The sequence below is a fragment of the Streptomyces recifensis genome (genome assembly GCF_002154615.1).
GTDB classification, from domain to species: domain Bacteria; phylum Actinomycetota; class Actinomycetes; order Streptomycetales; family Streptomycetaceae; genus Streptomyces; species Streptomyces griseoluteus.
Window position 1 is genome coordinate 1 of the sequence record NZ_MUNH01000213.1, and the last position, 12,208, is coordinate 12,208.

10 protein-coding genes are annotated in these 12,208 nt (G+C 74.3%); 3 read left to right on the top strand and 7 right to left on the bottom strand.

The features are described from left to right. On the bottom strand, window positions 1-1,333 hold a 1,333-nt coding region (locus CCN33_RS12800; RefSeq protein ID WP_107483933.1), incomplete at its 3' end, for an AMP-binding protein. Window positions 1,334-1,370: 37 nt separating this feature from the next. Next, window positions 1,371-2,429 (bottom strand): MerR family transcriptional regulator, encoded by a 1,059-nt coding sequence (locus tag CCN33_RS12805; protein WP_086693754.1) that lies wholly within the window; start codon window positions 2,427-2,429, stop codon window positions 1,371-1,373. A 152-nt stretch (window positions 2,430-2,581) separates the two neighbouring features. Between CCN33_RS12805 and CCN33_RS12810 the strand changes: the two genes are divergently transcribed. Then, entirely contained in the window at window positions 2,582-3,460 is an 879-nt protein-coding gene (locus CCN33_RS12810) for an ATP-grasp domain-containing protein (protein ID WP_086693755.1), read from the top strand. 3 nt (window positions 3,461-3,463) lie between these two features. On the opposite strand, the gene CCN33_RS12815 is transcribed toward CCN33_RS12810, so the two are convergent. Continuing rightward, on the bottom strand, window positions 3,464-4,021 hold the full coding sequence (locus CCN33_RS12815) for a hypothetical protein (protein WP_107483934.1): 558 nt from the start codon (window positions 4,019-4,021) through the stop codon (window positions 3,464-3,466). 139 nt (window positions 4,022-4,160) lie between these two features. Between CCN33_RS12815 and CCN33_RS12820 the strand changes: the two genes are divergently transcribed. Further along, entirely contained in the window at window positions 4,161-4,934 is a 774-nt protein-coding gene (locus CCN33_RS12820; RefSeq protein ID WP_086693757.1) for an IclR family transcriptional regulator, read from the top strand. Next, window positions 4,931-5,776, top strand: a complete 846-nt coding sequence (locus CCN33_RS12825; protein WP_086693758.1) for an SMP-30/gluconolactonase/LRE family protein — start codon at window positions 4,931-4,933, stop codon at window positions 5,774-5,776. The genes CCN33_RS12820 and CCN33_RS12825 overlap by 4 nt, the downstream gene beginning before the upstream one ends. Window positions 5,777-5,808: 32 nt before the next feature. Here CCN33_RS12825 and CCN33_RS12830 read toward each other — a convergent pair whose 3' ends face one another. The 4 genes from CCN33_RS12830 to CCN33_RS12845 form a co-directional block, all read right to left on the bottom strand. After that, a complete protein-coding gene (locus tag CCN33_RS12830; RefSeq protein WP_086693759.1) occupies window positions 5,809-7,212 on the bottom strand; it encodes an NAD(P)/FAD-dependent oxidoreductase in 1,404 nt (467 codons plus the stop codon). Continuing rightward, on the bottom strand, window positions 7,205-8,419 hold the full coding sequence (locus tag CCN33_RS12835; RefSeq protein ID WP_086693760.1) for an MAB_1171c family putative transporter: 1,215 nt from the start codon (window positions 8,417-8,419) through the stop codon (window positions 7,205-7,207). The genes CCN33_RS12830 and CCN33_RS12835 overlap by 8 nt, the downstream gene beginning before the upstream one ends. A gap of 11 nt (window positions 8,420-8,430) precedes the next feature. Continuing rightward, window positions 8,431-9,027 carry a toxin-antitoxin system, toxin component family protein gene (locus CCN33_RS12840; RefSeq protein WP_208621736.1) on the bottom strand — a complete coding sequence of 199 codons (597 nt, stop codon included), beginning with the start codon at window positions 9,025-9,027 and terminating at the stop codon, window positions 8,431-8,433. Window positions 9,028-9,156: 129 nt separating this feature from the next. Next, window positions 9,157-12,126, bottom strand: coding sequence for a beta-galactosidase (locus CCN33_RS12845; RefSeq protein WP_086693761.1), 2,970 nt, complete (start codon window positions 12,124-12,126; stop codon window positions 9,157-9,159). Between the last annotated feature and the right edge of the window lie 82 nt (window positions 12,127-12,208).

Consider the following 12,208-nt stretch of genomic DNA (forward strand, 5'->3'; position numbering starts at 1 on the left):
CCAGCTCCGGGTCGGCCGGCAGGGCCTCGGCCAGCCGGTGGTACATCGTGGGCACGCCGAACACCATGGTCGCGCCGTCGTTCAGCTCGCGGGTCACGCCCTCGGGGGAGAAGCGGCCCAGGTGGCGCACCGATCCGCCGCGCCTCAGGGGGCCCGCCCCGATCTTGTAGCCCCCGCTCTTGATCAGGTCGGTGGTCTTCCGGCCGACGATCCGTACGTACCCGTCGGCCTCCCGCACGGCCACGTCCCCGGTGCGGAACCAGCCGTCGGCCGTGAAGGCGGCGGCGGTCGCGTCGGGCCGGTTCAGATAGCCGGTGAACAGGTTCGGACCGCGCACCTGGATCTCGCCCACGCTCTCCCCGTCCCGTGCGGTCAGCTCCGTGCCGTCCTCCTCCACCAGCCGCAGCTCCACACCGGGCAGCGGCACGCCGACGGTGCCCGCACGGGCCTCGCCGTCGACGCGCACGGAGGTGTTCATCAGGGTCTCCGTCATGCCGTACCGCTCGATCACCCGGCGCCCGGTGGCCGCCGCGATCCGTTCGTGGTCGTGGACGGGCAGCGCGGCCGAACCCGAGACCAGCAGCCGGGCCCGGCCGAGCGCCTTCGCCAGCTCCGGGTCGGCCGGCAGGGCCTCGGCCAGCCGGTGGTACATCGTGGGCACGCCGAACACCATGGTCGCGCCGTCGTTCAGCTCGCGGGTCACGCCCTCGGGGGAGAAGCGGCCCAGGTGGCGCACCGATCCGCCGCGCCTCAGGGGGCCGAGGACGCCCAGCACCAGCCCGTGCACATGGAAGAGGGGCAGCCCGTGCACCAGGACGTCGTCCCCGGTCCAGTGCCAGGCGTCGGCCAGCGCGTCGAGGGTCGCGGCGAGCGCCCGGCGCGGGACGACGGCTCCCTTGGGCGGGCCGGTGGTGCCGGAGGTGTAGACGATCAGCGCCGGGTCCTCGTCCGCGTACGTGTCCTCGGGGAGCCGCCCGGTGCCGGAGACCTCCAGGCGGGGCAGGTCCGCGAGGGCGGGCGGGAGTTCGGCACCGGGCGCGGTCAGCACCAGCGCCGGGTCGCTGTCGGCGAGGATGTGCGCCAGCTCCCCCTCTCCCGACTTCGGGTTCAGCGGCACGGCGGCCGTTCCGGCGAGCAGCGCCCCGGTGACCGCCACGGCGGTCTCCAGCTCCGGCGCCGCCCACACCGCGACCCGGCCGAGGCCCCGCAGCCGCCCGGCCACCGCCCCGGCGGCGGCGGCGAGTTCCGCGTACGACAACGACCGGGCGCCGAAGCGCAGCGCCGTCCTTCCGGCCGTCCGGGGGTCCGTCAGGGCGGGGAACAGGGAGGACACGCGGGACTCCTTCGCTGCCGGGGACGACAGCCCCTTCCTACCCCACCGGCGGCACCACGTCCCCGACCACACAGCTCACGTTGTCCGGCCCGCCCGCCCCGTTGGCCGCGTCGACCAGCGTCCGTACGGCCGTCTCCGGGTCCGGGGCGGCGGCGAGCAGCTCCCTGATCCGGTCGTCGGGGACCACACCGGTCAGGCCGTCCGAGCAGAGGAGGTAGCGGTCGCCGGGGAGGGCCTCGTGCAGCCGGAGGTCGGGGTCGGGGTCGGCCCCCAGGGCCTTCAGCAGCAAGGACCGCTGCGGGTGGCTCTCCGCCTCCGCCGGGGTCAGGCGCCCCTCGTCCAGCAGGGACTGCACCACGCTGTGGTCGTGGGTGATGCGGAACAGGCCGCCCTCGCGCAGCAGATAGGCCCGGCTGTCCCCGATGTGCGCTAGGGCCAGCCGCGACCCCGTCCACAGCAGCGCGGTCAGCGTGGTGCCCGCGCCCTCGTCCCCCTCCCTGACGACCCGTACGGCATCGCCCGCGCCCCGCACGGCGTCGGCCAGCAGGTTCAGCACATTGCCGGGTCGCGGCCCGTTCTCGCCGTCGAGGAATCGCAGCGCCTCGACGGCGGCCCCGCTGGCGAGCGCTCCCGCCCGGCCGAAGCCGTCGGCCACGGCGAGCAGCCTGCGGCCGGCGTGGACGGCGTCCTGGTTGGCGGGGCGGACGTGCCCCCGGTCGGAGTGGGCGGCGCAGCGCAGTTCCAGCATGGTGGGTCCCTCTCTCGGTGCCTCGGTCAACTCCGTCACGAGGAACGCGGCGAGATCCCGCCGCACGGCCGTCTCCGCCTCGACCCGAGCCCAGTACGCCCGGACCTCCCGCGCCGCTTCCGCCCCGGTCAGGGCGGACACCGCGCGGATCCGGGCCAGCGGCATGCCGAGCCGCCGCAGCCACGCCACCAGCCGGGCCCGGTCCAGCTGGGCGACGGCGTAGTAGCGGTAGCCGGTGTACGGGTCGACGCGGGCGGGGCGCAGCAGGCCCAGCTCGTCGTAGAGCCGCAGGGCCTTGGGGGAGAGCCCGGACGCCTTGGCGAACGCACCGATGGTCAGCAGGTCCATGTCCGTCCAGGCTCCCTCGAAAGGCCGGTTCCTCGCTTCCCCACCGATGCTGGGGCTTCACCGAAGGGGAAGGTCAACAGGGGTGTGCCGGTTCCGGTGCGATTGCTAGCCTCGCGATCACCGAGCCGACGCAGACGACCAGGGAGCCCGCCGTGCCGCGTATCGCCCTCGCCACCTACGACCCCGGCACCGCGCCCAGCAAGGACCCCGATCTCGCCGGACTGGTAGCGGAGTTGAGGGCGGCGGGCGCCGACGCGGAGGCCCGGTTCTGGGACGACCCGGACGCCGACTGGGCCGGCTACGACCTCGTCCTCGTCCGCTCCACCTGGGACTACGCCTGGCGCCCCGCCGAGTTCCTGGCCTGGGTGGACCGCGTCGACGCGCTCACCCGGCTGCTCAACCCGGCCGACGTGGTCCACTGGAACGCCGACAAGCGCTACCTCGGCGAACTGGCGTCGGCCGGTGTGCCGACGGTCCCCACCCGCTACCTCCCGCCCGGCGCCGAACCCGACCTGCCGACCGGGCACGAGTACGTGATCAAGCCCGCCTCGGGCGCGGGAGCCCGGTACGCGGCCCGCTACACGCCGGAGGAACGCGAGCGTGCGGTAGGACAGTTGGCGCACCTGCACGCCGAGGGCCTCACCGCGATGGTCCAGCCCTACATGCGGGGCGTCGACCGACACGGCGAGCGGGCCCTGCACTTCTTCGGCGGGCGCCTGCTGCACGCCAGCCGCAAGGGTGCCGTCCTCGTCTCCGGCACGCCCTTCGACGCCGACAAGACCGCCCACCCGAAGCTGGAGAAGTGGCAGCCGACCGGCGCCGAACTGGACGTGGCCGAGCGGGCGCTGGCCGCGGTGCCCGGGGGCGCCGAACGGCTGCTGTACGGCCGGGTCGACCTCATAGACGGCGAGGACGGGCAGCCCTGCGTGCTGGAGCTGGAACTCATCGAGCCCCACCTCTTCCTCGACCTGCACCCCGAGTCGATGCCCCGCGTGGCCCAACTCGTCATCCGCGCGGCGAAGAGCAGTTGAGGCTCAGTCCCGCAGAGCCGTCCGCTGGAGCAGCCCCCAGGTGAACTCGGCGGCCATCTCGTGCCGTACCCCGTCCCGGTCCGGAGCGGTGAAGGCCAGTGCCTGGCGGCTCGGGGCGGTGCCCTGGACAGGGCGGGCCGGGGCGAAGGCGCGGGCCACCTCCTCAAGGGTGCAGGACCACGGGGTGAGGTCCTCCAGCGTGCTCAGTGCGGGCGCCGGGGCGTCGGGGGCACGCACCAGCCACTCGGTCAGCACCGACCCGCCCGGCCCGGCCAACAGCTCGAAGCGCAGGTCCGGCCAGAGGGACAGCGTCCACCGCCATGCCTCGCACTCCAGGTCGCCGACCCGGCGCGGCTCGACCGACTCCGGCTCGCCCAGCACCGCGCGGTACCGGGACACGGCCGGGCGTGACCTGGGCGAACGGGCCATCGCCTGCCAGTGTTTGTTGGCCTCCCGCATCTCCGTCGCGGAGGCGCCGAGCCGTCTGCGGGCGTCCGCGGCCAGCTCCGGATTGTGATCGGCCATGCGGCGCAGCAGCACCAGGGAGAAGTCGTGAGCCATGCCCTCCATGGTGCCGGGCGAGCGGGTGGCCATTGCCCGTCCGACCCGCTGTGGCTAGCCTGTGTTCGCTCCACCGGTCACCGGTCGGGGTATCGAACACGGGCCGCCGCGCCCGTACGAGCAGGCAAGGAGGCCGGACGTGGGACGCCTCGTGCCCGCCGTGACGCGGGCTTTCGACATCCTGGAGCTGTTCCTCGACGGGGACGGCACGCTCTCCGCGCCGGACATCGTGCGCAGACTCGGCCTCCCCCGCACCACCGTGCACGAGCTGGTCACCACCCTCGCCGCCCGCTCCTACCTGGTACCGGTACCGGGACAGCCCGGCCGGTACCGGCTCGGCGTGCGCCCGTACCAGCTCGGCAGCCGGTACGCGGAGCAGCTCGACCTCGCCGCCGAGGGCCGGGAGGTGGCCCGTACCGTCGCCGAGACCTGTGACGAGACGGTCCACGTGGCGCTACTGGAGGACACCGACGTCATCTACATCGCCAAGGTCGACTCCACGCACGCCGTCCGCATGGTCTCCGCCGCCGGGCGCCGGCTGCCCGCCCACTGCACGGCCGTCGGCAAGATGCTGCTGGCCTCGCTGCCCGCGCAGGAGCTGGCCGCACGCGTCCCCGACGGCGCCGAACTGGCCGCGATGACCCCGCACAGCCTCACCGATCCCGCCCGGCTCCGCGAGGCGCTCGCGGAGATCCGGCGCCGGGGTGTCGCGGTGGAGCGGCGGGAGTCCAACCCGGACGTGAGCTGCGTCGCCGCCCCGGTCCGCGACCGCACCGGGCGGGTCGTCGCCGCGCTGTCCATCTCGGTGCCCACGGTCCGCTGGAGCGAGGAACGCCGTACCGAGCTGGAGACGCTCGCCGTCCGGGGCGCCGCCGAACTCTCCGAGCGGCTCGGCCACCGGGAGGCGGCGTGAGCGGCTACGAGGTCGCCGTCGCGGCCCAGGCCGAACTGGGCGAGGGGCCGACCTGGGACCCGGTCACCGTCCGCCTGCTCTGGATCGACGTCCTGGGCGGCCGCGTGCACACCTACGACCCCGCCACCGGGCGCCGCACGGTCCGCACCACCGGCCAGCACATCGGCGCCGCCAAGCCCCGCGCCCACGGCGGCCTGGTGCTCAACCTCCGCGACGGCGTCGCCCTCCTCGACCCCGACGGCGCCTTCCGCTGGCTGCACCGCGACCCGGTCCCCGGCCGCCGCGCCAACGACGCGGCGGTCGCCCCCGACGGCTCCCTCTGGGCCGGCACCATGCGCTACGACGAGGCCCCCGGCGGCGGCACCCTGACCCGCCTGACCGGCGACGGCACCGCCGAGCCGATCCTCACCGACGCCACCGTGAGCAACGGCATCGGGTGGAGCCCGGACGGCACGCTGATGTACTACGTCGACAGCCCCACCCGGCGCGTCGACGTCTTCGACCACGACGGCACGGGGGTCCGGAACCGGCGCACCCTGGCTGTCGTCGAGGAGGGCGCGGGCTTCCCGGACGGGCTCACGGTCGACGCGGCCGGCTGCGTCTGGGTCGCCCTGTGGGACGGTGGGGTGGTGCGCCGCTACACCCCCTCCGGCGCCCTGGACCGCGAGATCCGCCTCCCCGCCCCGCGCACCACCGCCTGCGCCTTCGGCGGCCCCGGCCTGACCGACCTGTACGTCACCACCGCCCGCGTCGGCCTCACCGCGCCCACGGCCCTGTCGGGCTCGGTGCTGGTGGTACCGGACGCGGGGGAGGGGCTGCCGCAGCCGCCGTTCGCCGGCTAGCGAGCCGGCCACCGCAGGGAGTGGCTGCCGCGTCAAGCCGGCTGGAGAAGCCCCGCCGCCTTCCGTTCCTCCGCCGTCAGCGGCGGTCCCGGGAGGGGCGGGCGCAGCGGGCCCACGGCGGCCGCCAGCAGCATGCGGGGCGCGAGCAGCGCCTCCGCACCCGTCTCCAGCGAGGTCACGTCGGTCACCCGGCGCGCGACCCGGCCGTTGCCCGTGGCGGTGAGCAGCAGCCGGCCGACGTACGCGGCGACCAGCCGGTCCCGGACCGTGGGGCCGGTCGGGGTGGCGCCGGGGTAGAACACGTCGGAGCCGATCGCCAGGTCCCACGCGGTGCGCACCGTACGGCCCACCGCCCGCTGCGCCCGCCGGGCCAGGCCGGGCGCGCCGAGGCCGCCTCGCCGGAGCACCGTGTCCCGCAGGACGAGCGCCGACCGGGCCGCCACCGACATGCCGTGCCCGTACACCGGGTTGAGCGCGCACAGGGCGTCACCGAGGACGACGAGCCCCTCGGGCCACTCGGACAACCGCTCATAGAACAGCCGCCGGTTGGCGGTCGTACGGGTGACCGTGACGCCCGTCAGCGGTTCGGCGTGGGTGAGCAGCTCACCGATCAGCGGGTGCCGCAGCTCCTCGCGCGCGTACCGCAGGAACTCGGCTCCGGTGGACGGCGGTCGGTCGGTGCGGGCGCCGATCAGGGTGACGAGCCACCCGCCGTCCTCCACCGGCAGCAGCACCCCACCGCGCCCGATGCGCGAACCCCGTTGATCCGGCTCGATGTTGACCACCGGGAAGCCCCCCCGCGCCCCCTCCGGCGCCCGGAACAGCCGGCTGGCGTAGGTCAGCCCCGAGTCGACCTCCCGGCGCTCCGGTTCGGGCAGGCCCAGATCCGCCAGCCAGTGCGCGGCACGGGAGCCGCGCCCGGTGGCGTCCACCACGAGATCGGCGTCCAGGGTGCGTTCGGTGCCGTCGGCCCGCACCCGCACCCCGGTCACCGCACGGCCGGTGCCGGTGAGGGCGAGGGCCTCGGTGCGGTCCAGCAGCTCGATCGCGCCGTCCGCCCGCACCAGGTCCCGGACCACCCAGTCCAGCAGGTCCCGCCCGGCCGGCAGCATGAACGCCGATTCCGGCCAGCGCCGGTACCAGCCGTGCGCCGACAGCGCCACCATGTCCGTGGTCATCGGCACCCGGCGCACCCCGGCCGCGCTCAACGCCGCCCGGGCGCCCGGCAGCAGTTCCTCCAGCGCGCGGGCGCCGCCCGACCACAGCTGGTGGACGTGCCGTGCCTGCGGCAGCCCCTTGCGCGGCTCGGGCCCGGCGGGCAGCGCGTCCCGCTCCACCACCGTGACACGGGCGCCCGTCGCGGCCAGGGCGCGGGCCGCGAGCATGCCGGCCAGGGAGCCGCCGAGCACGACGGCCGTGGGCTTCACTTCACTCATGTGCGGCAACGCTCTCTGCTGGGTCGGCGGCCGCACGGGCACGGACCGCCGCTATCTCGTCGGGACGGCGGAGGGCACGGGAGACGGGCCCGATCTCCTGGAGCAGGTCGGTGGTGTCCGGCGCGGCCGCCGTCGCGGGTGGCTCGGGCATCCGGGCCTTCGCCTCGACCGCGTCCAGGATGGTCACCGCCGACGCCAGCGCCCTTGCCCGCTCCGGTGGGTGGCCGAGGCTCAGCGCGGCCTCGTACGCGCGGGCGCCGAGGGCGGTGTCGAGGTACCGGGCCAGCGGCAGCAGCACGTCCCGGATGAACGTCTCGCGCCGGGTCAGCCGCAGCTCCGGGGTCGCCCGCAGCACGAAGGGCACGCCCTCACCGGCCGAGGTGCGCATCAGCACGTACAGCGGGCGGAGTTGGCGGTGGGCGACGCGGACCCGCCAGCGGTCGCTCGCGTACTGGCCGGCGTGCGGCAGGATGAAGCCGACCGCGATCAGGATGGCGGACAGCGCGGCGATCGGCGGCGCGAGGTCGGTGCTCAGCCAGTCCAGGTCACCGCCCACCCAGCGGGCGCCGACCGCGGCCAGCTTGACCGCGTCGAAGATCAGGTTGAGCGCGTAGCCCGCGCCGAGCAGCTTCAGCCCCCAGCGCAGCCAGGCGTCCAGCCCCTCCGCGCGCACCCAGTTCCACAGCAGCCGCGCCGTGATCAGGCAGGCCAGGGCGTGCGCGCCGAGGTAGAGCAGGATCTCCTCGCGCATGAACGGGGTGGTGGCGTAGTAGGTGTCCAGGTCCCGCAGCCGCTCCACCGGCACGTCGGCCAGCAGGAACAGCAGCCACAGCAGGGCGATCACCCCGCTGTAGACCGACACCACCCAGCGCCGGGCCCGCCGGGTGACCGCCGAGCGGTCGGGGCCGTTGCGCCAGGTGATGATCAGCAGCAGACAGGAGCCGCAGAACGCCGTGAGCAGCGAATAGCACCAGGGCGCCGAGATGTTGGACACCCCGGTCAGCCGGTTCACCCGCGCGATGGTGGACGGCGAGCAGAACACGAACACCCCGCAGGCCAGCAGCAGCAGACCGCCGACCGCGCGCAGCAGCGGGTCCCGCCACAGCCGGATGATCGTGGGCAGCTTGATCACCAGCGCGATGCCCAGCACCGCCGTCGGAATCCAGAAGGAGATGGAGAAGTCCCGCAGGGTGGCGGCGGGCTCCATGACCGCTGCGTTCACCGCGCGGCCCCGCCCCGGCCGCGATAGCCGAGGGAACGCTGTACGAGGTCCAGGGGCTCGGCGGAGCGTCCCAGGCGGGAGCGGAACAGGGTGGCCAGGCGGTGGCCGAAGTCCTCGGCGGCGGCCTCGTCGGCCTCGCGGGAGCCGTCACGGGCGGCCACCGTCAGCGCGGCCCCCTCCCAGCCGGACCCGTCGGCGAGGGCCAGGGCGGCCGGGCCGAGGGACGGGTGGTGCCGGTGCCCGGCGTGCAGATGCCACAACTCATGGCCGAGGATGACGAGTTGCTGCACGGCCTCGGCCCGCTCCTCCACGATGACCAGGTCGAAGTCCTGGAACTCCACCCACAGCCCGGTGACCTCGATCTCGTCCGGGAAGCGCTCGAACCGCAGCTCCACCGGCCGTCCGCCGCGCCGGGCGCTCATCGCCGCGCACAGGGCACGGCAGATGCCGCGGACGTCGGTGGGCGGGTGGGGCGACTCGGCCACTTCCGCCGCGAGGTCCCTGGCCAGGGCCCGCATCGTACGGGCCGGACGGGAGGGGCGCAGTCGGGCGGTCAGTCGTGCCGCTCGCGCCCGTGCGTCCGCGCTGACCATGTGCCGCCCTCTCCTCCTTCGCCCCGGCGCCGTGGCCGGACCGTCCGAGCGTACGCGCACGGGTGTGTCCACGTCATGCGGATCAGCGGGTGTGGTTCAACCGAGAACCACCCGTGCGCGTACAGCCGTTCAGTGGCCGGGGGAGGGCACCGGTGTCACCGGGAGACCACCCGCCGCAGCGCCCAGGAGGGTCAGGCCCACCTTTCCGGGCCCGGACAGGGTGGTGAACTCCGACAGCACCGCCAGCGCCAGTGTGTTGGTGCCACGTGTGCGCAGAATCCCGTTCGGCAGCACGAAGGTGTGCTGCGGACCCACGTTGTTGATGTACTGCCCCATGTTCCAGCCGTTGAGGAAGATCTGCGCCCGGTAGGCCCGGTACGGATCGTCCTCCAGCCGCAGCCCCACCGAGGCGTCCACGTCGCCCGGCACCGACAGCCGGAAGGTGGTGCGGTACCAGGTGACGCCCTGCCGCCGCTCCTGCCTGGGGAAGGTCACCGGTTCCCAGTCGCGGTCGTGGAGGCCGGGCAGGTGCCAGCCCTCCCGCTCCCCGTACAGGCCACCGGTGTTCAGCGGGCCGCGTACCGGGTCCACGGCCCGCTCGCCCTGGAGCCGCCAGGACACCTTCGGCGCCGCCCCCGTGAAGGACACCGAGGTCAGGCCGCGTGCCGCCTTGTGGGTGTCGTCGCCCTTGCCGTCCTGGTCGTGCTGCATGCGCCGTACCAGCACCGACAGCACATGGCGGCCGGGGGAGCGCAGCTCCGGGCGGACGGGGAAGGTGGCCGTCGCCTCCCAGGTGCCCTTGCGGATGGTGGTCGCCTTGTCCGGCACCGGCAGCCGGTGGGTGCCCAGCGGCTCCCCGTCCAGCCAGGCCATCAACAGCCCCTGGGTACCGGAACTGTAGGCGAGCGAGACCGACTCGATCCCGGTACTGCCGCTGAACGTACCCCGGTACCAGACATCCCCGTAGTGGAACCCGTAGTCGTCCGCGAACAGCACCGGGCCGCCCCGGGGGACGGGGGTGGTGCTGTACGAGGTGGTGCGGTCCGCCCGCCGCCACGTGGAGTCGTCGAAGCCCGGGCCCGCCTCCGGGTTCTCGGTGCGCATGCGCCAGCCGGTCAGCTCCGGGAGGCGGACCTCGGGCACACCGGGCAGCGGGGCGGTGGTCATCAGGCTGCCGGAGAGGGTGGTCCGGGTCGGCACCCGGCGCCCGTTCCACACCAGGGTGTCGACACCGCGCGGGCCCCACACCTCCATCACCGACTCGCCGTCCAGGTCGCCGGTGAGCCGCACCTCCGAGCCGTGCACCTCGGCGTGGCGCAGCAGCGCGGGGCCGTACACCACCAGGGTCCCGGCGGGGGTGTCGTACGGGAAGATCCGCATCGAGGTGTCGTCGTCCGCGAAGAGCAGCACCAGCGGGGTCTCGGTCTCGCCGCCGGTCACCAGCACCCGGCTCAGGCCGGCCTCCCCGAGGGGTGCGCTGACGTGCAGCTCTCCGCCTTCGTACGCCCAGCCGGCCTCCGGGTCCAGCCGGGTGACGTTCGGCTCCTTCGGGCAGTCCAGCACCAGGTCCGCCATGTCCCCCCGGCGGCCCGCGAACACGGCGACGTCCCGTGCGCCGGCCGTCACGCTCATTACGGGCTGGGCGGTGCTGTGCCGCATCTTCCGCTTGCCCAGGCGCAGTCCGGTCGCCAGCATCCGGGCGTCGCGGGCGGGGACGGTGATGCGCAGCTTCCCGGTGTTCGTCGGCAGGTCGGCGGTGACCGGCTCGGTGCCGTCGTTCCGGGTGACGTAGACGTGCGCGCCGGTGTCCGGGTTGGCGAGGTGGTAGACCTTCAGCCCCGCCGCCTTCACGTCCGCGGCCCGGTCGAGCCGTGCGAAGTCCGGTACCCGCTGGAAGAGATGGCCGAGCTGGTGCATCGGCGCCATCTTCGGGGTGACGTTGCGGGCCTCGTCGATGGCCGCGCCGTAGTCGTACGACGTGTAGACCACCGGCGCGGGCAGCCAGCCCCAGCTGGTGCCGCCGAACGTCATGTAGACGTTGTGCAGGGTGAGGCCGTTGGCGAGGTTGGTCAGGTAGAAGCGGCGCTCGTAGGCGGAGTCACGGGTGCGCCGGGCTTCCGGGTACCCCTTGCCGTCGAACCAGGCCCCGCCCCACGGATCGAACCAGCCGCCGCCGAACTCCGGCACGAACCCCGGCGTGTTCGGAGAGGCGGTGGACCCCCCGGTCGGCCCGCCCTTGCCGAACTTCCCCCAGTCCGGCGGGTTCTGGGAGGGCGAGGGGTAGCCGTCGAAGCCGTACAGGTAACCGCCCTCCTCACCACCGGTGTCGAAGGAGCCCGGCGTCCAGTGGCCGTTGCGGCCCTTGTCGTTGTGGAAGAGGGGTACGTCGATGCCGTCCGCCCGGACCTTCTTGTACAGGTGGGACATGTACGCCCGGCCGGTCGGCTCGGTGACGTGGGAGTCGTACTCGTTCTCCAGCTGGTACAGCAGGACCGTGCCCCGGCCCCGGGTGTACAGGTGCCTGCGGGCGATCCGGTTCACCTGCGTCAGCCACGCGTCCACGTGCCGCAGATAGGTGGGGTCGGCGGTGCGCGCGGTGCCCTTGGTCACCGTCAGCCAGCCGGGGAACCCCCCGCCGTCGACCTCCGCGTTGATGTACGGGCCGGGGCGCAGGATGACGTACAGCCCGGTCTCGGCCGCCGTGCGCAGGAACAGGTCCAGGTCCCGGACGCCGGTGAAGTCGAAGCGGCCGGGCGCGGGGGAGTGGTAGTTCCAGGAGACGTACACGCTGACCGTGTTGAAGCCGTGTGCCCGCATCTTCTGCAGCACGTCCCGCCACAGCGACGGGCTCGGCAGCCGGAAGGGGTGCATCTCGCCCGACCACACCACCAGCCGGCGCCCGTCCACCAGCAGCGAGTACGGGTCGAACCCGACGGTGTGCCGCCGCCCGTCCGCTCGCGGCGCGGCGGGCGCCGGCCCGGTCGGCACCCCTCTCGCGGCGAACGCCGAGGGCGCTCCCGGCCCCCCACTCCCGCCCATGGCGAACCCGAGCGCGGCACAGCCGGTCAGGGCACTGAAAGTACGTCTGCTGAGCGCCAAGGTCGTCCTCCGGTCGGCCCCCATAAGAAGCGTGGCAGGGGCCATTCTCCACGGCCCGTCAGCTCCCGGCGGACCACGGGGG